The sequence below is a fragment of the Xenorhabdus sp. SGI246 genome (genome assembly GCF_040838225.1).
GTDB classification, from domain to species: Bacteria; Pseudomonadota; Gammaproteobacteria; order Enterobacterales; family Enterobacteriaceae; genus Xenorhabdus; species Xenorhabdus indica.
In genome coordinates this window covers 1-25612 of the sequence record NZ_JBFPEZ010000036.1, presented here as the reverse complement: position 1 = coordinate 25612, position 25612 = coordinate 1, and the positions used below count along the sequence as shown (strand labels likewise).

Sequence of the window (25612 nt, the reverse complement as noted above, 5' to 3'; positions counted from 1 at the left end):
TCCTCAAAATAATAGCCTAAAATCAAAAATAAAACGCCAACCAGGAACGGATGGTATCACCGTGTTGATCATGAAGGAGCTTGATACTCATTAGAAAAGAGATAGTCACCAGCATTGGACGGATTAACTTTTGCCCCCTGCTCAATACCAAACCAGCGCCTAAACGGGCACCAATCATCTGACCGATCAGCATGACAAAACCGAGCAGCCATAAAACCTGCCCGCCAAGAATAAAGAAACCTAATGCACCGAGATTGGCTGCGCAGTTTAACACTTTTGCATGTGCTGTTGCCTTAGCCAGATTGTAACCACAGAGCATTACGTAAGAGAGTGCCAGAAAAGAACCTGTTCCCGGCCCGAATACACCATCATAAAAACCTATCCCGCCTCCCGCAAAACAACCAAAAGCTATCGGCCCCAAACGACGTTGTCGATCTTCCGCACCAATATTAGGTACTAGCAGAAAGTAAAGGCCAATAATCATCACTAATATAGGCAGGACATAACGCAATAAATCCGGTGATACAAACTGAACCAACAATGCTCCCGACATCCCCCCTAGCACAGTCATAGCAATGGAAAATCGTTCAGAACGCAGGTTCACTGTACCACGACGGATAAAATACAGGCTGGCAGATAGCGAACCACCTACAGACTGAAGTTTTCCTGTTGCTAATGCCTGAACCGGAGAAACACCTGCTGATAATAGAGCAGGGATCGTCAATAGTCCGCCTCCACCTGCTATAGAATCGATAAAACCCGCAACCAGAGCAACCAAAAAGAGAAAACCATAAACTTCTGGACCCAGTAATGACCATTCCATTATTTATTTCACCAGAAAATTACTTACTGTTCATCAGGAGATCTTTTAGCATCGTTCGACGCTTATATCTCGGAAAATATCCTCTGAAAAATATAGCTCGAAAAAACTGTTACCGATTTACCAGCTCGGAAGTATAGATGTTACATCTGCACACTGCGCTCTCTGACGCAACAGGTGATCCATCAGTACAATCGCCATCATGGCCTCTGCAATAGGAACCGCCCGAATACCAACACAAGGGTCGTGCCGACCGCGCGTCACCACTTCCACCTCTTCGCCCTGACGATTAATGGTCTTACCCGATACCATAATGCTGGATGTCGGTTTCAGAGCAATGTGAGCGATAATTGGCTGGCTGCTGCTGATCCCTCCCAAAATGCCGCCCGCATGGTTACTGATAAAACCTTGTGAAGTGATTTCATCCCGATTTTCACTGCCACGTAAGTTAACAACACCGAAACCATCGCCAATTTCAACCCCTTTCACAGCATTAATGCTCATCAAAGCATGGGCAATATCTGCATCCAAACGATCAAAAACCGGCTCTCCCAATCCTGCGGGCACATTTTCAGCAACTACCGTCACCTTAGCACCAATGGAATCCCCTCCTTTTTTCAGAGCACGCAATAGCTCATCAAGTTGGGTTAGTTTACTTTCATCAGGGCAGAAAAACGGGTTCTGCTCAACGAGCTCCCAATCTTTCAATTCACAATGAATATTTCCCATCTGGGTCAAACAGGCACGGATACGGATTCCATGCTTTTCAAACAAGTATTTTTTTGCAATCGCACCAGCAGCAACACGCATCGCAGTTTCACGAGCAGATGAACGGCCACCACCACGATAATCACGCAATCCATATTTTTGCTCATAGGTATAATCTGCATGACCGGGGCGAAAAACGTCTTTAATCGCACTGTAATCTTGTGAACGTTGATCGGTGTTCTCAATTAATAAACCAATACTGGTTCCTGTTGTCACACCTTCAAAAACGCCAGAAAGAATTCGTACCTGATCAGGTTCACGGCGCTGTGTGGTGTAGCGGGAGGTTCCCGGACGACGTCTGTCCAAATCGATTTGCAAATCGGCTTCTGTAATGGCAATACCCGGCGGAACACCATCAACAATACACCCCAATGCAACCCCGTGAGATTCACCAAATGTAGTGATACGGAAAAACTGCCCAATACTGTTTCCTGCCATTCCTATCCTGCCATTATTTCTTATGCGTTAAAGATGTGTGTTAATGATTTGATATTGGATAACAATAACCTAACCAATGGTTAAAGCCTAATTGATTTCATCAATTTTATTTAAATTAAATTGATGAAAAAACGCTTTAACCATCAGCACAATGGCAAAATATTAATCTTTAAATAGACGGAAATATTCGTGATATTCGGTCAATTGTTTGCGTGTGAGCATAAAAACACCATCACCACCATGCTCAAACGCCAACCATGTGAATGGTACATCAGGGTATTGTTCGATCAAATGAACCATGCTGTTACCCACTTCACATATCAACACCCCTTCTTCGGTGAGAAAATCCGGTGCTGTGGCAAGAATACGACGGGCCAGATCTAATCCATCACATCCTGCTGCCAGCCCCAACTCTGGCTCACGGTGGAACTCATCTGGCAGATCACTCATATCTTCCTCATCCACATAAGGCGGATTGGTAACAATCAGATCGTATTTCATCGGAGGCATATCACGGAATAAATCTGACTGAATCGGTATGACACGGTGTAAAAGCCCATGATTTTCAATATTATGCTCAGTAACAGCCAAAGCATCAGCAGAAATATCAACCGCATCAACTTCCGCTTCCGGGAAGGCGTGAGCACAAGCAATTGCAATACAGCCACTTCCTGTGCATAAATCAAGAATGGCCGAAGGCTCCTGTGAGAGCAACCCGGCAAACTGATTGTTAATCAACTCACCAATTGGCGAACGTGGCACCAAAACCCGCTCATCAACATAAAATTCATGCCCACAGAACCATGCCCGGTTAGTCAAATAAGCAACAGGGATACGCTCATTGATACGGCGCAAAACACGCTCAACAATACGATGGCGCTCTGTGGTTGTCAGGCGGGCTGTCATCATATTTTCTGGGATATCCAGAGGCAGGTACAGTGTTGGAAGAACCAATTGCAAAGCCTCATCCCACGGGTTATCTGTTCCATGACCATAATAGATGTTGGCTGCACTGAAACAACTGGTTGTCCAGCGCAGCATATCCTGAATGGTATGCAGCTCTGCGACGGCTTCATCTACGAAAATCTTATCCACAAGTACCTCTAAACCACAAAAATGTCATTAGTGCGTTAGTTTGCCATGATCCATGCCACAAATCAGCAACCTGTATGCGCGAATTATTTTAAGCTCAGAGGTTCATGTAAGCGTAACAAAAACACAAAAACCACCCTGCGTTAACAGGATGGTTTTTATTGGCGTTATCCATTTTATTTATCAGCCAGTTTTTTCACCCGATTTTTTATCCATAAGAAATAACTGACAGTCAGTAGCACAATCCACACGATTCCCACAAGCAATGCGACACGCGTATTGGGGAAATAGCCCAGTACCATGATGATAAATGCCATAAATGCAATTGTCAGAGCCGGCGCTATTGGCCACAACGGAACCGGAAATTTAAGCTGTTTAGCCTCTTCTGCCGGCATTTTCCGGCGCATCATATATTGTGACAACAAAATCATCAGCCATACCCACACTGTGGAAAATGTTGCAATGGAAGCAATAATGACAAAGATTTGTTCAGGCAACAGATAGTTCAAAACAACACCGATTAACAAAATGACTGACATTGCCAATACAGTGATCCACGGTACTCCATGTTGAGTCAGTTTGGTGAAAGAGGCAGGAGCCTGTTTTTCCTGCGCCATGCCATACATCATTCTCCCTGCGCCAAAAATATCACTGTTAATCGCTGAAATAGCGGCTGTAATAACGACAATATTCAGGATATTGGCTGCGGAGTTAATTCCCAGACTGGAGAAGATCTGGACAAATGGGCTGCCATTCTGACCAACTTGATTCCACGGATAAATACACATCAGCACGAATAAAGTAAGAATATAAAACAGCAGAATGCGTAGCGGCACCGCGTTAATTGCCCGTGGAATGGATTGTGCCGGATTTTTCGCTTCACTGGCGGTAATACCGATAACTTCAATACCTCCAAATGCGAACATAACAACAGTAAATGAAGCTATCACTCCTGCAATCCCATTCGGCATGAAACCACCATGTTCCCACAAATTTGATAACCCGGTAACATGACCTGCTTCCTGGCCAAATCCATACATCATAATCGCGAAACCACCGATAATCATGGCAACAATCGCTGCGACTTTAATGATAGAAAGCCAAAACTCCATTTCACCAAACACTTTGACATTGCACAGATTTATCGCCCCGATGAAAAAGACGATACCGAGAACCCAAATCCATTGGTCAACATGGGGAAACCAAAGTTTCATATAGAGGCCAAATGCGGTGACATCCGCCAGACAGACAACCAACATTTCAAATACATAAGTCCATCCGGTCAGAAATCCCGCCAATGGTCCCAGATAATGATTGGCATAATGAGAGAAAGAACCCGGCACGGGGTTATGGACAGCCATTTCCCCCAATGCACGCATAACCATAAAAACTGCCGCACCACCAATAGCGTATGCCAACAATACCGCAGGTCCTGCTGCTTGAATGGCTCCCGCAGAGCCATAAAAAAGCCCAGTGCCAATTGCCGATCCCAGTGCCATAAACCGAATATGACGAACACTTAACCCACGCTTGAGTTGTGAGATGTTTTGCATGATTTATCCCTATTTTCTTTTATTATTAGATGTGAAAGATAAATACAACGATAAGGCCGGAGAGCCGGCCTAAGAACAATTTAATTTATGTGGTTTTTCAGAATATTATTATTCGACAGGATCGTACCAGTCGGTAACAGTGCAGAAAGTTGCTGCTCTGCCAACAATTGAATAGCCGTTTCAATATCTGGTGAGAAAAAACGATCTTTATCGTAATGTGTTACTTTCTCACGCAAAATATGGCGGGCTTTTTCCAGAATCGGGCTGCTTGTCAAACCTGCACGAAAATCCATTCCCTGACAAGCCGTCAACCATTCAATCGCCAGAATTCCCCTGACGTTATCCGCCATTTCCCACAAACGGCGACCTGCTGCCGGCGCCATTGAGACATGATCTTCCTGATTCGCTGAGGTCGGCAGGCTATCAACACTGGAAGGGTGTGCCAGTGCTTTATTTTCACTTGCCAGCGCAGCCGCGGTTACCTGAGCAATCATAAAACCGGAATTAACCCCGCTGTTTTTGACCAGAAAAGGGGGCAACTGAGACATGTTGCTATCCATCAGCAGAGCAATCCTGCGTTCTGACAACGCGCCAATTTCCGCCAGAGCGATAGCCAGATTATCCGATGCCATTGCGATAGGCTCTGCATGGAAGTTACCACCAGAAATCACTTCATCCTGTTCAGTAAAGACCAGTGGATTGTCAGAAACAGCATTAGCCTCAACCATAATGACATCAGCAGCATAGCGAATTTGGGTCAGACAAGCTCCCATTACCTGTGGCTGACAGCGTAACGAGTAAGGATCCTGTACTTTCGGGCAGTTTTCGTGGGAGGCCGAAATGTTACTTTGTTCTTCCAATACAAAACGGTATAAAGCTGCAACATCAATTTGCCCTTGCTGTCCACGCACTTCATGAATACGCGCATCAAATGGCTTACGGGAACCCAAAGCTGCTTCAACAGACAAGGCACCACAAACAATGGCAGATGCAAGTAAATCTTCCGCCGCAAAAAGCCCTTTCAAGGCAAATGCAGTTGAAGTTTGTGTACCATTAAGTAGTGCCAGCCCCTCTTTTGCCACCAGTTGAATGGGCTTAAGCCCTGCTTTTGCCAGGGCTTCTTTTGCCGGCAACCATTCACCACGATAACGGGCTTTGCCCTCTCCCAACAATAACAGACTCATATGCGCCAGTGGAGCCAAATCACCAGAAGCGCCGACCGAGCCTTTACTTGGAATGCAAGGGTAAACTTCGGCATTTACCAATGTTACCAGTGCCTGAATAACTTCCAAACGAATACCGGAATAACCACGAGCCAGGCTGTTGATTTTTAATACCATAATCAACCGGACGATTGCATCCGATAAAGGCTCACCAACACCTGCTGCATGTGACATTACGATAGCACGTTGCAACTCTTCCAAATCCTGTTCTGCAATTCGGGTATTTGCCAACAAACCGAAACCCGTATTAATCCCATAAGCGGTTCTATTTTCGCTGATAATACGGTTAACACATTCAACACTGCTCTCAATAGCCGGGAAGCATTGTGCATCCAATGTGATCTGTACGGGATGCTGATAAACATGGCGTAACTCTTCAAGCGTCATTTTTCCTGGATGAATAGTCATATGTTTCATATCAATAACGCTCCTTATTTTATTTCTGCTGCTTTTGTTTCAATTGATGAGCCTTCTACCGCTTGTGTATTCAGCATGGGTAGGTTCAATCCCTGCTCTTTTGCACATTGAACTGCCAGTTCATAACCCGCATCAGCATGACGCATGACACCCGTCGCTGGATCATTATGCAGTACCCGGGCAATACGTTCTGCGGCGTCATCCGAACCATCACAAACAATGACCATGCCTGAATGCTGAGAAAACCCCATGCCCACTCCACCACCGTGGTGCAGAGATACCCAGGTTGCACCACTGGCTGTATTTAATAGCGCATTGAGTAATGGCCAGTCAGAAACAGCATCAGAACCATCTTTCATTGATTCCGTTTCACGGTTGGGACTTGCCACTGAACCTGAATCCAGATGATCACGTCCAATCACGATTGGTGCTGAAAGTTCGCCATTACGTACCATTTCATTAAATGCCAAACCCAACTTAGCCCGATCTCCCAAACCCACCCAACAAATACGTGCAGGCAAACCCTGGAAGCTGATCCGTTCCCGTGCCATATCCAGCCAACGATGCAAGTGGGTATCATCTGGCAACAGTTCTTTTACTTTGGCATCGGTTTTGTAAATATCTTCTGGATCACCGGAAAGAGCAGCCCAACGGAAAGGCCCAATCCCGCGGCAAAAGAGTGGACGGATATAAGCAGGCACAAAACCGGGGAAATCAAAAGCATGTTCAATACCCATTTCTTTTGCCATTTGACGGATATTATTGCCGTAATCAAAAGTAGGAATACCCTGTTTCTGGAAAGCCAACATCGCTTCAACATGTACTGCCATTGAGGATTTCGCAGCCTGAATCACCACTTCTGGCTCTGTTTCGGCCCGGCGACAATATTCTTCCCATGTCCAACCCGCTGGCAGATAACCATGTAATGGATCATGGGCGCTGGTTTGATCTGTTACCATATCAGGACGAACACCGCGGTGAACTAACTCCGGTAAAATCTCTGCTACGTTACCGCACAGCGCTATCGATACCGCTTTACCTTCCTCGGTGTAACGCTTAATACGTGCCAGTGCGTCATCCAGATCAGTTGATTGTTCATCCACATATTTAGTACGCAGACGAAAATCAATACGGCTTTGCTGACATTCAATATTGAGTGATGAAGCCCCCGCCAACGTCGCTGCCAAAGGTTGTGCTCCACCCATGCCACCTAAACCGGCAGTCAATACCCAGCGACCTGTCAGATCACCGTTATAATGCTGGCGCCCGGCTTCGACAAATGTCTCATAAGTGCCTTGTACAATCCCTTGACTACCGATGTATATCCAGCTACCGGCAGTCATCTGGCCATACATTGCTAGCCCTTTGGCATCCAGTTCATTAAAGTGTTCCCACGTTGCCCAATGTGGAACCAAATTTGAGTTTGCTATCAATACACGAGGCGCATTCTCATGGGTTTTGAAAACCCCGACAGGTTTACCTGATTGCACCAGTAATGTTTCGTTATTCTCCAGATTTTTCAGAGTCTCAACGATTTTTTCATAACATTGCCAATTTCTGGCTGCACGACCAATTCCACCATAAACGACCAGCTCATGGGGATTTTCTGCTACGTCAGGATCAAGATTATTCATCAGCATACGGAGCGGTGCTTCCGTCAGCCAACTTTTTGCTGTGAGTTGCGTTCCTCTGGGAGCACGAATGACCGCGTTACTGAATTTATTATTTTGCATTGTCACGGTTTTTTTCCTTTTTCACCTTTATGAAAATTTATTAACTGTATAGTTGTATATACATGTATATTCAATAGGCAAAAATGTGACGAAGATAAAGTCAATAATTTTGTGTGATTTCTTTTATTAGGAAGATCAATAAGATGATAATGATTTATTTTCAGGCTGGCAGAAGCATATTTTTGCTGGTTTTGTGTTTTATGTCACATATTATTTACATTATTGTCACAATACTCTCTTTCCTTTCTCCTCTATGCATAAAGCAAAGAGGAGATATTTTAACCAAATCATAAGCTCCAAATCACGAATTAAAACACCCTTTCAGTTTATAACGGTTACCAGGAAATAATAACTTAGCACTGGAAACAATATGCTCTTTCGACCAGGTTCGTCGGCTGATCAACAGACAGGGCGTGTTTTCTTCTATTTGCAGCAAACGACAAGAGCGAGCATCACCTGCAACCGCTTCTACAATGTGCTCTCCTTCCGTAAGAGGAGCGACTATCGATAAATAATCATGAGCAGTTTGCTGACTGAAATCCTGTCGCAGATACTCTGGCACCGCCAACGCATTAACGTAACGGTCTTCAATTTGCACAGGAATATCGTTTTCATAATGAACAATAATTGAATGATAAATAAGTGTGCCAATCTCGATTGCCAACTCTGCGGCCTGAGTCATATTAGCCGTCACTTCTGCCAGTTTCAGTACCTTGCAACTGTGTCGGTGGGAACGAGCCTCAATTTCATCAGCAATACTGTGTATCTCAAATAAGGCAGATTGCCCTTTAGGCTCTGCAACAAATGAACCCACCCCCTGCAAACGGAATAGAAACCCTTCTGCTGTCAGCTCCCGCAATGCTCTGTTTGCTGTCATGCGACTACAGTTAAATTGTTTAACTAATTCAGATTCCGAAGGAACCCTATCATGCGGTTTCCACTCCCCTGTATAGATTTTTTCAACAATGGACTGTTTAACTTTTGCGTACAGAGGCACAGGCTTAGCCGCTTTATCTGATAAATCAATGGTCACAATAAATTCCTTCTTACTCCTATTTATTGCATGAATTATTTATTTCATGAATTATCTATTCCACCAATGCACTAATTGCCATGCGAGACGAGCCGCTGCTTTACCGCCCATACCCTGAATATCATATAATGGATTAAGCTCAACTAAATCAATGGCCTGCAATTTCTTACTCTGACAAATAGGTTGAATCAACGATAATAAGTGCTCTAACGGAACACCCAACGCAGCCGGAGCCGATACTGATGGCATTTGCCAGATTGGCAACACATCCAAATCAATAGTCATGTAAATGACTTCAGCCTGATTAATAATATCTTGTATTTGTTGCTGTACCCTATCCAACATGGAGTCAATACATTGAGTATCCCAAATAATAGTGACATCAAGGTGATTAGCTTCATCTAATAAAGCCTGCGTATTCGAGGCCAGACTAGCACCTATACAGGTGTAATTAAATGGACGTTGTTGCTGATGACAATAATCAGCAAGCTGACGAAACGGAGTGCCCGATGTGGGTTGTGGCGCATTCCGCAGATCCAGATGCGCATCAAAGTTAATAATCCCTACCCGTTGAGTTGGAAACGCACGATAAATTCCCATGCCATGCGCAAATGCCGTTTCATGTCCGCCGCCAAAAATTAACGTCCGCATTTTCTGATCGTGACACTCATAGACAGCATCACTCAGGGCGCTCTGGGCTTCACTTAATTGTCCACTATGAGCCCGAATATTACCCAAATCCACCAGCCATTCATGTCCATCATGACTCGCCATATTTGCCAATGACTGGCGCAGATATTCAGGCCCTAATTTAGCTCCCGGTCGCCCCTGGTTGAGTTTTACCCCTTCATCACATTCAAATCCCAATAATGCAATATGATGCGGAAATTGTTCTGGAGAGAAACGGGTGGGCTGTTTTATCGTCTGAAATACCCGTAATGCGTTATTTGCTTCCGCGAGATCATTTCGTCCTTGCCAAATGTTTTCTGATGTCGGATGCCATAATTTCATGTTATATCCCTCACTATTATTTATTGTTCTCTAAATAATGTATTGTTTTCCAAGCGATACTGCTTATGAATCACGATGCATAGAGCTATGCGTGATTGTTCCACGATAAACACGGTAAACTAATGGGTTATGTCCAAGTTCATACAATATATCAACGGGTTCCTGAGCATCCCAGACAACAAAATCAGCCATATAACCCGCTGTTAATTGACCGTGGCTATCTGCCCGCCCTAACGCACGTGCCGCATGGATAGTCACTCCCTGCCATGCTTCTTCTGGCGTTAAACCAAATTGGACACAGGCCATATTCATCATCATACGCAAAGATGTAAAAGGGCTGGTTCCCGGATTAAAATCCGTCGAAATGGCCATCGGTACACGATATTGACGCAATAAGGCAATAGGAGGACGTTGAGTTTCTCTCAGGAAATAAAATGCTCCCGGCAATAATACGGCGACAGTTCCACTGTGGCTGATCGCTTCAACGCCTTTTTCATCCAGATATTCAATATGATCAACCGATAATCCTTGATAATCTGCCACCAATTCAGAGCCACCTAAGTTAGAAAGCTGCTCCACATGGCCTTTGATGGGAATATTGAGTTTTTGAGCTGCGTCAAAGACCCGTTTAGTTTGCTGGAGGCTAAATCCAACGCTTTCACAAAAAACATCCACAGATTCAAATAACTGTTTTTGCCAAAGGGTAGGAAGAATGGTATCGCAAACTAAGTCGATATAAGCATTAGGATTATGTGTATATTCAGAAGGAACCGCATGAGCTGAGAGTAAAGTCGGACTGATTTCAACGGAGTTCTTTTGCTTTAGTGTTTGAATAACTTTCAGTTGTTTTTCTTCATTTTTCAGATCTAATCCATAACCCGATTTCATCTCAATTGTCGTTACGCCTTCAGATATTAAGGCATTAAGTCGCTTTTGAGCGGCAATTTCCAATTGTTGGGCTGAACTTTGTCTGGTTGCATTGACTGTAGCATTAATTCCACCGCCTTTAGCACTGATTTCTTCATAAGAAGCGCCATTCAAACGCTGCTCCCATTCCGATGCCCGATTGCCACCAAAAACCAAGTGAGTATGACAATCTATCAGGCCGGGAGTGATTAATCGCTGCTTTACATCAATCACCTTACAACGATTAGCTGGCACACTTTCCGTTGGTGAAATCGCCAGAATTTTTTCATCCCGTATGATCAAATCATGTTGTTCCAGAATGCCGTAATTGTGTTTTCCATCTATGTTATTGATTGTAGGGTTCATTGTGGCAAGTCTAGCATTGCGCCAAATAATATCGCTATCTTTCAGTCCAATTGACATTAGTTTCTCTCCGTTATTTTTTTCTTGTCAATGTCAGCCTGTATGTTGTATATACATTTATTTTATAACCAAAAAATTTTGTCAATCCATTTTATGAACAAAGGAGCAATTGTGAATTTTTTGGATGAAATTCGTAATGATAAGAATATATTAGATCTTATTAAATCACCTAAAGCAGCCTGTTTTAGATGTGCCGATTATGTCAGTGAATATCTTCATGGAGTACATATACCCCATCGGGCAATTGGCGTATTCATCTGGCGCGGCGTGGACGATAGTTGCCCTACGACTCATCTTGTGATTGAAGCTTACCATCAAAGCCAGAGAATTATAATTGATCCTACTATCACACAGTTCAAGAATACTGAATTGTTCTCCAAAACAATAGAACCCTTTTTTGGCAAAAGGGAAGAATGGCAATACTACTTAAAAAATATTTTTTTAAATAAGCTCATTATCTTAAAAGAATACCCTTCAAGTCATTTGGCTAAAAATTTTATGGATAACTTTCTTTTCGCCCTGCCTTCTGATTTCAAAAACGACATTCATATCAATAAACCAATGTGGTACGAAAGATTAACCCGAAATCCTGCGCTCTGGGAAAAGCACGATCAAAATACGATTAATAGTTTTTTCCCCAGCGCCAGAGAAAAGAAACATTTTCCACAAGCTCTTCAAAAAAGATTAAAACATTGGCAAGCCATATTGAAGAAAACAACAAATAACCACTAAATATACATGGTTATATTATGTAATAGCATTTAAGCAAAATGATAGAAAATCAGGTACACTGACCAAAAGTTGTTAATAAAATTAATATGTAATGAAGAAGAAAATAACATTAAGTGAAGAAGACATCAGCCTATTCAGAACGTCTGTTGCGGGAACTCGTCGTATTGCTCAAGATAAAGTCTTACATTCCCCCAGAAGAAAAAAAATCGGCCAGATCGCTCCTGAGCGTCTGATGCAAGAACAGGTCGATGCCAGTTACTATTTTTCTGATGAGTTCCAGCCCAATCTCGATATGGAAGGCCCGACCCGTTATGTACGTGAAGGTGCCAATCATTATGAGCTGAAGAAGTTACGGCGAGGAGATTATCTCCCTGAATTTTTTCTGGATTTGCACGGATTAACTCAGTTGCAGGCTAAACAAGAAATTGGGGCTTTGATAGCCGCCTGCCGCCGTGAAAACGTCTATTGTGCCTGTATTATGCATGGTCACGGTAAACATATTCTTAAGCAACAAACACCATTATGGCTCGCTCAACATCCCGATATCATTGCTTTCCATCAAGCTCCCAAAGAGTGGGGAGGAAACGCTGCATTGCTCATTTTGGTAGAACAGGATGAGTTTATACAGCGCTAAATGTGAACTCTGCCTTTGATCAACCAGGCTTTTGTCATTTATTGTTTATCACTAATATTGTTTGTCACTAATATTGTTTGTCACTAAGTGTGCCGGAGAGGTTTGCCATAATAGGCGGCCTTTCGCTGTCTGGTGATCCCACTCCACACAAGCAATACCGGATGTTGTAAACATAGGTGGAGTTTGTACAGGGCAAAGTTCAGATACTAAATAACCAACTAAAGGTAAATGGGAAACTAACAATACTGCTTTTTTCCCCTGAATTGCCAAAACTTGTAAGTAACTCGCTACCAGTGCCGCATCACCCGATGGTGTTAACTCCTCTAACACCTCCTCACTATCAGGCAATGTCAGGCTCTCACGAACGACTTTCAGAGTCTGCCCTGCCCGAATATAGGGGCTGACTAAGACACAATCGATATCAGGCAACTGTTGCGCAAGCCAAAGAGCCATTTTTTGTGATTCCTGACAACCACGTGGTGTTAATTCTCGCATTGCATCGCTGATTGAGTCGAAAGCGGCATCACCGTGACGCATAATAAAAACGAACATAATTCACCGTTGAGTTAAATTTTAGATTACACCGCTTTTAGGTAATTAATTATATGAAAATAAAACCATATTATTGATATACACTTTAACAGAAGGAAATCAATTAGGATTGATAAGCATTCTGCCTCAAAATAAAAACAAATAAAATCACTAAAGACGAATTATATATATCTTGTTTGATTATTATTATTTCATTTACTCAACAAGTAAAAAACATTATAAGAATCAGAAATTATTTGGCATAAAAAATCGGCTCTTGAACTAAAAGAGCCGATATAATTGATTCCGCAAAAACTATAAATTATTCATAGAATTTTTCATTCTGTTCAGCCATCTGAACCAGGCGTTCACAAGGTGCAAATCTTTCTCCATGTTGTTGCTCCAGGCGACGTAAAATTTCCACAACTTTATTACTACCTAGTTTATCCATATAGCGGAATGGCCCTCCCAAGAACGGCGGGAAGCCAATACCAAATACTGCACCAATATCGCCATCACGGGGGCTTCGGATGATACCTTCATCCAAACAGCGAACAGCTTCATTTAACATCGGCATTAAACAACGCTGAGCAATATCTGATGGAGACATCTTGGCGTTAGGCTTAATTTTCAACAAAGAATAGATGGAAGAGTCAACCTCTTTGCTGCTTTTTCTGAATGACCAGAATCTACTTTTTTTGACCTCGTAGGAATAAAAACCACGACCGTTTTTCTTGCCCTTACGATTGTCATTCAATACTGCATCCAGAATTGCCGGTGGAGTAAATCGGCTACCTAATTGCTCTATCAGGACAGGAATTATTTTTGTTCCAACATCAATACCGACCTCATCCAACAAATTGATTGGCCCAATCGGGAAACCAAAATCAACTAATGCCTTATCGATATGGTTAACAGGTTCACCTTCTACTAAACAATAACCCGCTTCATTGATATAAGGAGACAAAATTCGGTTAACATAGAACCCTGCTTTATCACCAACAACAATCGCTGTTTTACCCTGTTTTTTCGCCAGCGCTACCGCCGTTGCAATTGTTTTTTCACTGGTTCCTGCATGCGGGATCACTTCCACCAACGGCATTTTATCAACCGGACTGAAATAGTGGAGACCGATAACCTGCTCCGGACGTTTAGCAACCTCTGCAATTTGGTGAATTGGCAATGAAGAAGTGTTGGAAGCGAAAATGGTTTCCGGTTTTGTATGTGCCTCAATTTCTGAAACCATTTTGCGTTTCAATACCAGATCTTCAAACACGGCTTCCACGACGATATCAGCTTGTTTAAAGCCAATATAATCAGTTGATCCGGAAAGTAGAGACATTTGGCGGGAACACTCCGACGGTTTCAAACGCCGTTGTTTGACTCGTTTAGAAAGCAGATCCCATGTATATTTAAGCGCCTGATTGATACCTTTTTCATTAATATCTTTGATACGAACAGGTAAATTACCACGCGTTGCAGTAACGTTGGCAATTCCGCCCCCCATCAAACCACCCCCTAAAATCCCCACATGTTTGATCTTAGCTGGCTGTTCTGAAGAACCCGTTTCGTTTTTTAATGAAGTAGCAGCGAAAAACAGGCTGCGCAATGCTTCCGATTCTGGCGACATAGCCAGTTCACCAAATGCTTTGGCTTCCGCTTGAAAACCCGTCTTTTGCCCTTTCTCCAGTCCTGTACGAACGACATCAATAATTCGCTCTGGAGCCGGATAATGACCATGAGTTTTTGCCTGTGTTTTTTGTTGAACCATTCGAAACAACAGTGGCCTGCCCACAGCACTTGCCAACAGACGCTGTGACCACGCTAACGGCTTACGCTTAATTATTCCTTTTTTGACATATTGAACAGCGACCTCCAGCAAAATATCCAAAGGAACCGCATCATCTACAACGCCCAGACGTTTTGCCTGACTTGCCTTCAGTTGGCGGCCCGTCAGCATCATATCCAAAGCAGAACTGACACCTATCAGACGAGGTAATCGCTGAGTTCCCCCCGAACCGGGTAATAACCCAAGCTGCACTTCCGGTAAACCAAGACGCGTCTTATCATCCAGAGAACAAATACGCGCATGGCAGGCTAATGCTAACTCCAGCCCACCACCCAGACATGCACCATGAATGGCGGCAACAATCGGTAAAGAATAATTAGCAATCCGGGCAAACAATTCCTGACCTTTTTCAGCTAATTTCGTTGCTTCTTGTTGGGTTTGGCAGCCTGCGATCATAGTGATATCTGCGCCAGCGATAAATGTATCGGGTTTGCCGGACACAATTACCAAACCTTTTAAGCCGGTAACTTGTTGTGCTTTCTCAAAAACTGTCAAAAATTGTTCAACAAACTCCGCTTTCAGCGTGTTGACCTTCTCACCCGGGACATCAATCGTAATGACACCAATCTTGTCATCTCTGACAGAAAAACCGAATACTGATTGTGTCTCTGACATGATTGTTTCTTTTTCATCCTGAGCCATTATTCTACCTCCAATACCATCGCTGCACCCAATCCACCGGCAGCACAAGCGGTTGTCAATCCAAGCCCACCACCACGACGACGCAACTCATTCAGTGTCTGAGTCACCATTCTGGCTCCAGTCGCAGCAAACGGATGACCATAAGCAATTGAACCACCCAATACATTGAATTTATTCATATCCACTTCGCCAATTGCGTGAGAACGTCCTAATTTCTCGCGGGCAAACTTTTCACTGGCAAACATTTTTAAATTCGTAAGGGTTTGGGCAGCAAATGCTTCATGCATATCTATGAGCGAAAGTTCATTCAAAGTAATACCCGCTCTGTCCAACGCCAACGGCGTCGCATAAGATGGCCCCAATAGCATATCCTGCCAAACATCAATTGCTGAGAAGGCGTAACTGCGTAAATAACCTAACGGAGTCATACCAAGCTCTTTAGCCGCAGATTCACTCATCAAAATAACCGCCGCCGCACCATCCGTCAGCGGTGTACTATTGGCGGCAGTCACTGAACCATGTTTGCGGTCAAAGGCAGGGCGCAATTTAGCGTAAGAGGTGAGTTCTGAATTTTTTCGGATATTATTATCTTCCAGCAGAGATTCATGGTACGGCGGGAAATGTGCTGACATCACTTCATTACGCAATAATCCTTGCTCCCAGGCTTTAGCAGCCAATACATGAGAACGGTGAGCCAATTCGTCCTGCTCTTTACGACTGATATGATAGGATTTCGCCATTTGCTCAGCCGTATCTCCCATTCGTAATCCCGTTGAATATTCAGCAACAGCGGGTGATACTGGCAGTAAATCTTTTAACTTCAATTTACTAAGTAATTTGAGGCGTTGCGACAGGCTCTTAGCTTTGTTCATATCAACCAGCGTGCGAGCCAATGATTTGGTTACCCCGATTGGCAAGACTGAAGAAGAATCAGCACCACCCGCGATCCCCACATTCACTGTCCCAGCCATAATGCTATCTGCTACATTCGCGATTGCCTGAAAGCTGGTTGCGCAGGCCCGGGAAACGCTATATGCATCTGTACTAACACTTAAGCCAGCACCTAATACAATTTCCCTTGCAATATTCGGTGCTTCCGGCATTTGAACAACTTGCCCAAAAACTAATTGGTCGATCTTCTCTGGTGACAGCCCACTTCTGATGACCAACTCACTGACAACAGCTTTTCCTAGATCAACAGCCGGAATACCGTGGTAGTTAGTCGCCTGTTTCGCAAAAGGAAGGCGCAACCCACTGACAATAGCCACTCGTTCCTTTTGTTGTGCCACTTTTGTTGAAGAACGACTCATAGCAACTCCTGAAATAATCATTAACTAAATCAATTGATTAAAAATATTTACTCACCTCATAAGAGGTCAGACCTGATCAAGCATTGTTAACGCAATGCTGGAGAATAGCAAACAGGAATAAACTAAAAATGCGAGCAAGCGCAACTTTAATATATTTATAATCTACACAACTTGAACAGATAGCATGTGAGAAAAAGATAAAGAAATAATCATTGATTACCACGGATAAGAGTCAGTTTTCCCCTACTTTAGACTACAGTGGAAAACAGCTGTTTAAGACTTTGATTCAACAAAGAACTAACGCAATCCTAACTGGAATATCATTGCTTATGCCTGACAACTTAAGCGCAAGAACCACTGTCAGTTGTAATCTACCATCAACACAACAACTAGACGGCTGTTTCTTTTACGCTACAACGCCTCATAACATCGGTCACTTTACTTCTCTGACTATGAAAATCTACGACTGATTTTACGTTACCTTTTTCTTTAATAACCAGTCATTACACTGTTTAATATCATTTATCTCACTATTTATTGATCTCAGTACATTAACAGCTTTTTATTTACAATTTATCAATCTGAGTTGTCTCTTTTTTGTTAAGCAAGTCCCATTTTTGCAATCAATTTCGTCATATTTTAAAAACATTCTTGCAACACATTATGAGGTCGGGCCTATACTTCCCGCACTGGTCTGATTTGTCATTATGATAAACTGACTCTACAATTCCGCGCTCTCAGCTACATTGAGTAGCATGTTAAATAATAATTAAACAATGAGGTTTTGGTTATGAACCAGAAAAACCTATTTACACGTTCAGCATTAGCAGTGGCGGTTGCAATTGTTTCATCCAATGCTAGTGCTGCCGGTTTTCAATTGAATGAGTATTCATCATCAGGACTAGGTCGGGCATTTTCTGGAGCAGGTGTCGTTGCAGAAGATGCTTCTGAAGGTAGCCGCAACCCTGCAGCCATGACCCTATTTGATCGCCCATCATTTTCTGGCGGCCTTATTTACGTCAAACCAAGCGTTGATATCACGGGCCAGTCCCCGCTTAAACACAGCACTGATGCAAAAAATATTGCACCAAATGCTCCGATACCAAACCTGCATTTTATTACCCCAATCACTGAGCAATGGTTTGTTGGCGCATCAGCCACGAGTAACTTTGGCTTAGGCACAAATTTCAGCAATAACTATGCAGCAGGCTCAATTGGCGGAAAAACTTCACTCAAGACGGTAAACTTTAATCTAAGCGGTGCATATAAGCTGAATGATCAGTTCAGTTTTGGTTTAGGTGTGAATGCAGTTTATGCTGATGCTGAAATTATTCGCCATATGGGTGAATTAGGACCAGCATTAACACTGAAATATAAACAGTTACTACCAAAGCTTAATATTAACATCCCTGCAACCGCAGAAGCAGCTCGTTTGGAAGGCAAAGATTGGGGTTATGGCTGGAATGCAGGTCTTCTGTACCAGTTTGACGAAAACAACCGTTATAGTTTGACTTATCGCTCGAAAGTCAAAGTGAAGTTTAAAAACGGTGATTACAGTAACGACAAACCCGAACTACTAGGTGGGCTAGGTGGCAATACAGTTAAAGGAACGTTAGATCTGAACCTACCTGATATGTGGGAAATCTCCGGTTACAACCGTGTAGCACCTCAATGGGCCATCCACTATAGCTTCCTCTACACTGGCTGGAACGAATTTAAAGAATTGAGGGGTAAACCTAAAAACGGTAAGGGCGATGATCTATTCGAAAAACACGAAGGATTCCGTAATGCCTACCGTATTTCACTAGGAACAACTTATTATCATGACGATAACTGGACTTTCCGTACCGGTATCGCTTTCGATGAAAGCCCTGTACCAGCGCAGAATCGTTCTATCTCTATCCCAGACCAAAATCGTTTCTGGCTAAGTGCGGGAACCACTTACGCATTTAATAAAGATGCCTCTGTCGATGTTGGTGTTTCCTACATGCGCGGCAAAAAAGTCCATGTGAGTGAAACATTACCAAAAGAAGCTCAACAAGGACCTTTCAGTGCACCATATGAATTCGATTCAAAAGGAACTGCGTGGCTGTTTGGTGTAGGCCTTAACTACACATTCTAATCATCTTCCATGATCTAAAAAAGGATAGCCTGAGCTATCCTTTTTTAATCTGTTTATAAAATTAGTCGATAGAATCTAGCTCATCCTGAATAGCAGCAGCATTTGGATTTTCTTCTGGTGTCAGCTTCCCGCCATTAGCCAGAAAATCGTGACGCTGGAAATAAGCCTCACGCATCATCAGATACGGATCAGAAGAATTTTTCATCAAGCCGTCTGAATCCAATAAACGCGCCCGGGTTTCAATGCCTTGAAATACCCATTTACCTACAGACATCCAAGGCGTGAGATAACTTAAAACAGGGTAAGTCATGTCTGCTAAATTTCCCCCTTCATCACGGGTGGTAAAACTGCCATAACCCGGTAAAACAACATAAGGGCCATAACTGACATTATAGTATCCTAGCGTACTACCAAAACGCATTGGGTCCTGTTTTGCCAGTTTAGGGTTCGCCATTGAAGCAACATCAATAAGCCCTCCCATACCCAAAATAGTATTCAAAAAGAACCGATTAAAGTGTTTCGCACCTTCATTGATATCACCACGTAGAAAGCTATTAACCATACTGGCGGGTTCTTCAAGGTTGCTCATGAAATTACCAATACCGTTTCGTGCGGGCATTGGCACATAATCACGCCAGACTACTGCGACAGGCCTTAGTACATAAGGGTCGAGAACATTATAGTTAAAGTTGAACATGGTACGGTTAAACCCTTCCAGCGGATCAGAGCGCCTTTGTTCATTCGTATTCGATGAACTCGCGCATCCCACCAGTAGCATAGCAGTAAGAGCAACCCCGCTCAGACGATACTTCATATTGTTCTCCATATGATTACTTTTTGCCATTGTCCGTTTTCGAGCATTATGCCTTTCAGCCAATAGCCGCCAATATGTTAAATATACTGCCAATTTTTCTTTAATGGTAATCAAAATAATTGATGATTATATAGGCAAACAGTTCGTTATATCTTATCTCAGGAAAGAAAAAGAGATATACTATGCCCTGTTTTATTCGCCCTCTTAGTTAAATGGATATAACAAGCCCCTCCTAAGGGCTAGTTGTAGGTTCGATCCCTGCAGGGGGCGCCAAAATCAAGTAACTTCGCATTACCAAACATAACCAGCAAATAAAAAATCCTTATTTAAAGCAGAATTAGTGTTACCCACTGCTACTATATATAACGCGATTACACCAGCAAAATGCGGGCATATTTGCGGGCATCGGTTCAATTACCCACTTGGGATGCCCACATGTTAACGATAAAGCAGATTGGGTCAGCCAAACCTAAAGACAAAGCCTATCGCCTTGCTGATGGAGGAGGTTTATTTCTCTTTGTATCGAAAACAGGGAGTAAAATTTGGCGTTTTAGATACCGTAAAAATGGGAAAGAGCAAACTTATGTTATCGGTGCATACCCAGACGTTTCACTGGTCACTGCTCGATTAAAGCATGCTGAAGCTAAATCTGTTCTTACTAATGACGGAGACCTGGAGCCAGCCATACCAAAGCAGAAAAATAATGAAGTCCTTGATACGTTCGCTGTTATATATAATGAATGGTATCAATTCAAAAAAGCTGTCTGGTCTGAAAGATATGTAAAAGAATTACAAAGCATGTTTCAAGCCGATATTCTACCTTGCATTGGTCATATGGCAATGGAAGAAATAGAACCAATGGTTCTACTCAAAGTGATCCTACTCAGGTTTTGCAGTATACAGCATTGCATACAAATGAGCTGCATAGTATGAAATGGGGCAATGTCGATTTCGACAATAAACTCATTACAATAGAACCTGAAATTATGAAAAACCGGAAATTGCATGTAAGTGCTGCATTAGGTGCATCACCAAAATCAGGGTAGGCAAAGGTTATATCCCTTTAAAGATCTGTGATAACGCCTCACCTTCTTCTCCGGCTTCAATCGTCACGGCATTACGCAGTGCCTTGATATCGTTTCACTTGATACGCAGTAACTTCTCCATTGTTTCGATAGGCAGGCCATAGGCTTTCACTCGCGCATGAGGAGTAATAGCCCCCAGTCGGCTCTCAAGGGTCAGGTCGATTAAATCCGAGTCAATCGTGAATGATGTCGTTTGGTTTGGGATGGGCAAAATGGCGGTTTCAACAAGCATCAAAAAAATCCTCCTCCACCGATTTTCTCAATAAAATCCCCAGTCTTCTTTAGTGTTGTTTTTTTCTTGCCTGCGGCTTCATTAATGCTACTACTTACTTGCGATTCCACCTTCTGTGTCTGGTCACCTGTGCCCTTTTTCTTGGCATCATCGGGATTTTTCACTTCTTCTTTGTCATATTTGAATTTTACTTCCCTGACCTCTTCCAGATGGACATTCACTTTAATCAGTGTGGCCCCCACCTTTGGCTTCCCTTGCAAGGTCATAGCCCACAATGGCGGCATTGATGTAGACAAATTCCGGTGTGACAACATGGAATTTCAGTGTGCTTTTCGCCAGAATCTCAAGCTGAGACAGGAAGGCGCCTCGCTCCAGTGTACCACCTGACCCCTTACTCAATTAAACTGTAACTTTGTAAGGCTCTCCGGTCTTGTTATCGCTGGCGAATGAGCCGTTCTCTATCGGAACGTTCACTCGATACTGATTCTGGTATTACAGTGAGATGACGTTATCTGCCAGCAAAAGAGGGATACCAAATTGATTGAATATCCCCCAATAATTACCGAATAGCGTATTAATCAATGCAGCACCGCCCAGACTAATTCCTGCGTCTATCGCAGCGTTAGGGACCCCTTCCAGTTAGGGATATTTGGCATCCCAAACATAGTCCACCCCATTTTTAAAATATAAGAAACCGCACTATGAAGTGAACCCCATACATTGTTCACTTATCGACCAATGCGTTCACTGGCTATTTTGTAGGCTTTCGAATCTTCCCTTTTACCTACCGCTATCACCCAGATTACAATTTCTTCATCTATCACCTGATAGACAAGGCGAAATCCAGACGAACGAAGCTTTATTTTAAAACAACCCGCTAAATCACCATACAATCTGGCTGACTCGATATAAGGGTTATCCTGTAACTTCCATAACTTCTTTTTAAATTGTTCGCGGATACTATTATCCAGCTTCTGCCATTCCTTTAAAGCACGCTCGTCAAACTCAATGTTAAATTTCATTGAGGTTTACCCGGATGCGTTTAGCGGGGTTTTTTAGCCGTTCCCGCACGACATCAAGAATATCCTCATCTTCATCATGCTCTGAGACCATTACGGATACTACTGTGAATGGCAATTTTTCATTTTCTGCCACATAACGCAGAAAAAGCCGCATTGCATCGGAAGGGGAAAGATTCATTTTATCAAATGCACGGTATGCATCCTTTTTCAGTTCTTCATCCACTCTTATCTGAATTGTGCTCATAGTATCACCATTTGTAATTACACTTGTATTACATTGTACATTATTGCAACTATGGTGCAATAAGTTTTACGAAAATTTCGTAAAACCTGAAAGGTGGTTCAAAGCCGTCCATAGATTGGGGTTAGGTCTTGAATAACCAGCTAGAGCAGTTTAGATAATGACGTGAAGCACCGAGTTCAGTCCAGACTCTCTGATTTCGATAAACGATAACAGGAACATGATTAGTCTGGTGCGTGACAACGGTTGTTTGGTTTGCTAAAGTCACATCCAACATATTTATATTCTCCTTTAAATAGGAAGCCAAAAGCCAGTAGCGAAAATGCTGGCTTTTTATTTGATTTAATTGTGAGAAAAATCCATGCAAAAACGCCCGATGCAAAAAAATTGCATAGGTTTATTACATTTATGTAAGGGGCTCTTGCTCAGACTATGGTTTACAACAAAATTATTCTTGCTCTTTTCTACAATTAGTTAGCTGTTGCATTACGCCGTTATTGGATGGGTTACCAATCGTAATTGTCGCTATACCGTAGTGAGGGGAAAAGTCTTCACTAAATTCACCATCATCATATTTAAATATCCATTCTGACATTAGTTTACCATCCGGTGTCACTGACGGTGCGGTCATAGCCATTTCATGCCCAACATAATCACCTGATTGCATTCCATGAATGATCATGACCCCATTGTTAAAAGTCATTCTGGTTTTCGCTACCCCCAACGGAAAAATATATTCACTTCTTTTGTCTGCTGCTACGTAATTCATTAGCCGACCTATTTTACAGGTATATACTCCATTATATTTACTATAAGCAGTATCGCATCCTGTTAAAATAAGCATTAATGCCATAAGTAGCTTTTTCATTTTATCCCTTTCATTCTGGCAATAATGGTATTTCTTGTTTCCCAAAAAACAATAGCCCATTACAGGGCTATATTATTACATTGAGGCTAGATTCTCTGACAAAAGTTTAAAAAACATAATTACAAAGACAACAATAGCACCAATGATTATTAGCTTTTTATTTTTCATTTTTTCTCCGGGATGTTTTCGTGTAACAAATTTGAGGCGCAATAATATTACAGAAAAACAGTAAAAAGCCACCTTCTATGAAGGTGGCTTTGATTTCGCCCCAGAGGGGCGTACTAAAATCCCTAAAAACAAGTCTCTGCCATTTCCATTACTTTAAAATCTAAAAACCAATAAGGCAAAGCCTAAACCTGTTGTTGACTACCTCCTCAGGAGGTGATTTTCAGTTATGAATAAAAATACCTCCAGCCCGTGTGCGTTGGGTACGCGATAGGAACGGGTGGCAGCATGGGTTATTTCTTTAACCACTCAGGCAATGGACACAGAAATATTTGCTTTAGTTTCAGGAGGTAATTAATTGTTAAGTATTATTCGCTTGTTGTTGGGTAAATATGGGCTTATTAGATTTATCAGTCTTTGTGTTAGTGATGTAATAAATAATCTGGGGAATAAAATGAAAAAATATATTCTTCTCTGCCTGTTAGCAGGCACAACTCTTTTAGCTTCAACTCAAACTTATGCTATGATCTGCGCGGGTTATCTTGTAGATAGTCCAGCATGGAAAGACTGTATGGCCCAATGCGAATTAACGCACCCAGAATTCATAGGCAAAGTAATCTGTGCGTAAAAATCAAGAGGAGGCGGGATCGCTCCTGCCATCCTCTCACCAGTCATTAAATTTCACTGACATTGATTCCTCACATACTCCTGCAAATATCTCAGTTTTGCCGGTCGTTGATGATGCCTTCTCGGATATCGAGAACAGTTGATCCAGTTTCTCCAGTGAGTTCGACGGGGCTGGAGTGACCACGCCGCTGGAGGTAACGGTTTCATACACGGGACAGGTGGCCTTGATGTGCAGCTTACGACGACCAGCGGCAACATCAGCCCGAAGAGAGTCAATTTCAGTCTTGGTATGAGCGAGTTCCTGAGTGTGAGTTTTGTCGAGTTCGGTAAGATGCTTGATGCGCTCTCGCTGCTTATCTATCGCAATGATTTGTTCGTCATACTGTCGTTTTAACCTACGGTATTCTTCGGCCTTGTCCTGATACTCACTGTAATAGAACCAGAGCATACCAGCGAGCAATCCCATGACACCAAAAGTGAAGTACTGGCTATTGAGTTTCACAGCAGTAATGTCCCTATGAACAAAAACCAGCCCTAAACAGCCAAAATAAAATCAATATATTCACTGCTTGCCTCATCTCTTAAAGTCTCGCGGTGTCTTCCTAAATCTCTACAATTTTTCAAAAGATGTTTTTCCTTATATAGGCGGCAAACCTATTGCCGAAATAACGCCAATGGAACTTATGGCTGTTTTATCAAGACTGAATGATCGGGGAGCAAGCGAAAAGCTCAGAAAAGTACGTCAACGCTGTGGGGAGGTATGGCGATATGCAATAGTAACAGGGAGAGCCGAATATAATTCCGCACCTGAATTTGTGATTCATTTCAGTGATTATTGGCTAAGGCCAAACCACCGGAAATTTCGTTCCATTTCCTTTAACTCCTCTTCTTGTGGCTTGATTATCCAGTAACGACCAGTAGTAACAAATTCCATTACATCAATATGATGTATTGGAGCTTTAACAGGCAAATTCGTTAAATAAGCCAAAGCTCTAGCAAAACCTGTTTTCCCGGTATAACACGCAACCAACCGGATGCTCCGTATGCAATATATCGAGATTAGTGGCTTTATGCTTTTTGCAAGATCACTTGGTGATAAAGAATAAGCTTGAGGTAGCCTTTCCCTACAAGGAAAACCAACCACCTCTGTGCCAGATAAAGCACGCTCCACAGAATGCCCTTGGAAAAGGGCTTTGTTTGGATCCCCATGTCCAAAGATATTGAGTCTGGGGCCTGGTTGCCGTTTTGGTATATCTAAAAAGTAATGGTATTGCCCATCGTGACTGATCACAAGTTTAACACTAGGTTGTGTCCCTTAATT

27 protein-coding genes, 1 tRNA gene and 1 pseudogene are annotated in these 25612 nt (G+C 42.7%); 7 read left to right on the top strand and 22 right to left on the bottom strand.

Annotated features, from left to right (window positions below):
• Positions 1-22: 22 nt before the first annotated feature.
• The 9 genes from ABLA85_RS08875 to hutI form a co-directional block, all read right to left on the bottom strand.
• Positions 23-823 carry a sulfite exporter TauE/SafE family protein gene (locus tag ABLA85_RS08875; RefSeq protein WP_367963230.1) on the bottom strand — a complete coding sequence of 267 codons (801 nt, stop codon included), beginning with the start codon at positions 821-823 and terminating at the stop codon, positions 23-25.
• Positions 824-940: 117 nt separating this feature from the next.
• Positions 941-2026 carry a chorismate synthase gene (gene aroC / locus ABLA85_RS08870; protein ID WP_367963228.1) on the bottom strand — a complete coding sequence of 362 codons (1086 nt, stop codon included), beginning with the start codon at positions 2024-2026 and terminating at the stop codon, positions 941-943.
• A gap of 162 nt (positions 2027-2188) precedes the next feature.
• Positions 2189-3121 (bottom strand): 50S ribosomal protein L3 N(5)-glutamine methyltransferase, encoded by a 933-nt coding sequence (prmB, locus tag ABLA85_RS08865; protein ID WP_367963225.1) that lies wholly within the window; start codon positions 3119-3121, stop codon positions 2189-2191.
• A 173-nt stretch (positions 3122-3294) separates the two neighbouring features.
• Positions 3295-4671 carry an amino acid permease gene (locus tag ABLA85_RS08860; protein WP_367963223.1) on the bottom strand — a complete coding sequence of 459 codons (1377 nt, stop codon included), beginning with the start codon at positions 4669-4671 and terminating at the stop codon, positions 3295-3297.
• Between the two features lie 80 nt (positions 4672-4751).
• Complete coding sequence (gene hutH / locus ABLA85_RS08855) at positions 4752-6311, bottom strand: histidine ammonia-lyase (protein WP_367963221.1); 1560 nt, start codon at positions 6309-6311, stop codon at positions 4752-4754.
• 14 nt (positions 6312-6325) lie between these two features.
• Positions 6326-8050 carry a urocanate hydratase gene (gene hutU / locus ABLA85_RS08850; RefSeq protein ID WP_367963219.1) on the bottom strand — a complete coding sequence of 575 codons (1725 nt, stop codon included), beginning with the start codon at positions 8048-8050 and terminating at the stop codon, positions 6326-6328.
• 295 nt (positions 8051-8345) lie between these two features.
• Positions 8346-9080 (bottom strand): histidine utilization repressor, encoded by a 735-nt coding sequence (gene hutC / locus ABLA85_RS08845; protein WP_367963245.1) that lies wholly within the window; start codon positions 9078-9080, stop codon positions 8346-8348.
• Positions 9081-9128: 48 nt separating this feature from the next.
• A complete protein-coding gene (hutG, locus tag ABLA85_RS08840; protein WP_367963216.1) occupies positions 9129-10088 on the bottom strand; it encodes a formimidoylglutamase in 960 nt (319 codons plus the stop codon).
• Positions 10089-10151: 63 nt separating this feature from the next.
• Entirely contained in the window at positions 10152-11417 is a 1266-nt protein-coding gene (gene hutI, locus ABLA85_RS08835; RefSeq protein WP_367963214.1) for an imidazolonepropionase, read from the bottom strand.
• A gap of 111 nt (positions 11418-11528) precedes the next feature.
• Between hutI and ABLA85_RS08830 the strand changes: the two genes are divergently transcribed.
• Complete coding sequence (locus tag ABLA85_RS08830; RefSeq protein WP_367963213.1) at positions 11529-12149, top strand: hypothetical protein; 621 nt, start codon at positions 11529-11531, stop codon at positions 12147-12149.
• Between the two features lie 91 nt (positions 12150-12240).
• Positions 12241-12783, top strand: coding sequence for an endonuclease SmrB (smrB, locus tag ABLA85_RS08825; protein ID WP_367963211.1), 543 nt, complete (start codon positions 12241-12243; stop codon positions 12781-12783).
• 51 nt (positions 12784-12834) lie between these two features.
• On the opposite strand, the gene sixA is transcribed toward smrB, so the two are convergent.
• The 3 genes from sixA to fadI all read right to left on the bottom strand — a co-directional run bounded on the left by sixA (position 12835) and on the right by fadI (position 17115).
• Entirely contained in the window at positions 12835-13335 is a 501-nt protein-coding gene (sixA, locus tag ABLA85_RS08820; RefSeq protein WP_367963209.1) for a phosphohistidine phosphatase SixA, read from the bottom strand.
• A gap of 301 nt (positions 13336-13636) precedes the next feature.
• Positions 13637-15805 carry a fatty acid oxidation complex subunit alpha FadJ gene (gene fadJ, locus ABLA85_RS08815; RefSeq protein ID WP_367963207.1) on the bottom strand — a complete coding sequence of 723 codons (2169 nt, stop codon included), beginning with the start codon at positions 15803-15805 and terminating at the stop codon, positions 13637-13639.
• The gene (gene fadI, locus ABLA85_RS08810; RefSeq protein ID WP_367963204.1) at positions 15805-17115 is read right to left on the bottom strand and encodes an acetyl-CoA C-acyltransferase FadI; all 1311 of its coding nucleotides are present in this window, start codon (positions 17113-17115) and stop codon (positions 15805-15807) included. The genes fadJ and fadI overlap by 1 nt, the downstream gene beginning before the upstream one ends.
• A 790-nt stretch (positions 17116-17905) precedes the next feature.
• On the opposite strand from fadI, the gene fadL reads away from it, so the two are divergent.
• Positions 17906-19237 carry a long-chain fatty acid transporter FadL gene (gene fadL / locus ABLA85_RS08805; protein ID WP_367963201.1) on the top strand — a complete coding sequence of 444 codons (1332 nt, stop codon included), beginning with the start codon at positions 17906-17908 and terminating at the stop codon, positions 19235-19237.
• 61 nt (positions 19238-19298) lie between these two features.
• Here fadL and mlaA read toward each other — a convergent pair whose 3' ends face one another.
• Positions 19299-20051: a phospholipid-binding lipoprotein MlaA gene (gene mlaA / locus ABLA85_RS08800; RefSeq protein WP_367963199.1), complete on the bottom strand. Its 753-nt coding sequence runs from the start codon at positions 20049-20051 to the stop codon at positions 19299-19301.
• A 198-nt stretch (positions 20052-20249) separates the two neighbouring features.
• Between mlaA and ABLA85_RS08795 the strand changes: the two genes are divergently transcribed.
• Positions 20250-20324: transfer RNA gene (locus tag ABLA85_RS08795), tRNA-Arg, on the top strand.
• Positions 20325-20486: 162 nt separating this feature from the next.
• Positions 20487-20984 carry a tyrosine-type recombinase/integrase gene (locus ABLA85_RS08790; RefSeq protein ID WP_367963196.1) on the top strand — a complete coding sequence of 166 codons (498 nt, stop codon included), beginning with the start codon at positions 20487-20489 and terminating at the stop codon, positions 20982-20984.
• A 207-nt stretch (positions 20985-21191) separates the two neighbouring features.
• Here ABLA85_RS08790 and ABLA85_RS08785 read toward each other — a convergent pair whose 3' ends face one another.
• The 7 genes from ABLA85_RS08785 to ABLA85_RS08755 all read right to left on the bottom strand — a co-directional run bounded on the left by ABLA85_RS08785 (position 21192) and on the right by ABLA85_RS08755 (position 23499).
• The gene (locus ABLA85_RS08785; RefSeq protein ID WP_367963194.1) at positions 21192-21371 is read right to left on the bottom strand and encodes a hypothetical protein; all 180 of its coding nucleotides are present in this window, start codon (positions 21369-21371) and stop codon (positions 21192-21194) included.
• Positions 21368-21610 (bottom strand): hypothetical protein, encoded by a 243-nt coding sequence (locus ABLA85_RS08780; protein WP_367963192.1) that lies wholly within the window; start codon positions 21608-21610, stop codon positions 21368-21370. The genes ABLA85_RS08785 and ABLA85_RS08780 overlap by 4 nt, the downstream gene beginning before the upstream one ends.
• Positions 21591-21767: a hypothetical protein gene (locus ABLA85_RS08775; RefSeq protein ID WP_367963190.1), complete on the bottom strand. Its 177-nt coding sequence runs from the start codon at positions 21765-21767 to the stop codon at positions 21591-21593. Before ABLA85_RS08775 ends, ABLA85_RS08780 begins: the two co-directional genes overlap by 20 nt.
• Positions 21768-22096: 329 nt before the next feature.
• On the bottom strand, positions 22097-22390 hold the full coding sequence (locus ABLA85_RS08770) for a type II toxin-antitoxin system RelE/ParE family toxin (protein ID WP_367963188.1): 294 nt from the start codon (positions 22388-22390) through the stop codon (positions 22097-22099).
• Positions 22380-22634 (bottom strand): type II toxin-antitoxin system RelB/DinJ family antitoxin, encoded by a 255-nt coding sequence (locus tag ABLA85_RS08765; protein WP_367963186.1) that lies wholly within the window; start codon positions 22632-22634, stop codon positions 22380-22382. The genes ABLA85_RS08770 and ABLA85_RS08765 overlap by 11 nt, the downstream gene beginning before the upstream one ends.
• Before the next feature lie 121 nt (positions 22635-22755).
• Entirely contained in the window at positions 22756-22908 is a 153-nt protein-coding gene (locus ABLA85_RS08760) for a hypothetical protein (protein WP_367963184.1), read from the bottom strand.
• Positions 22909-23079: 171 nt separating this feature from the next.
• Positions 23080-23499, bottom strand: a complete 420-nt coding sequence (locus ABLA85_RS08755; protein WP_367963182.1) for a hypothetical protein — start codon at positions 23497-23499, stop codon at positions 23080-23082.
• A 523-nt stretch (positions 23500-24022) separates the two neighbouring features.
• Here ABLA85_RS08755 and ABLA85_RS08750 point away from each other — a divergent pair.
• A complete protein-coding gene (locus ABLA85_RS08750) occupies positions 24023-24292 on the top strand; it encodes a hypothetical protein (RefSeq protein ID WP_367963180.1) in 270 nt (89 codons plus the stop codon).
• Between the two features lie 36 nt (positions 24293-24328).
• Here ABLA85_RS08750 and ABLA85_RS08745 read toward each other — a convergent pair whose 3' ends face one another.
• Positions 24329-24793 carry a lysis protein gene (locus tag ABLA85_RS08745; protein WP_367963178.1) on the bottom strand — a complete coding sequence of 155 codons (465 nt, stop codon included), beginning with the start codon at positions 24791-24793 and terminating at the stop codon, positions 24329-24331.
• Positions 24794-24914: 121 nt separating this feature from the next.
• Here ABLA85_RS08745 and ABLA85_RS08740 point away from each other — a divergent pair.
• Positions 24915-25103 (top strand): annotated as a pseudogene (locus tag ABLA85_RS08740) (integrase); the annotation flags it as partial.
• Between the two features lie 20 nt (positions 25104-25123).
• Here ABLA85_RS08740 and ABLA85_RS08735 read toward each other — a convergent pair.
• Entirely contained in the window at positions 25124-25582 is a 459-nt protein-coding gene (locus ABLA85_RS08735; RefSeq protein WP_367963250.1) for a hypothetical protein, read from the bottom strand.
• Between the last annotated feature and the right edge of the window lie 30 nt (positions 25583-25612).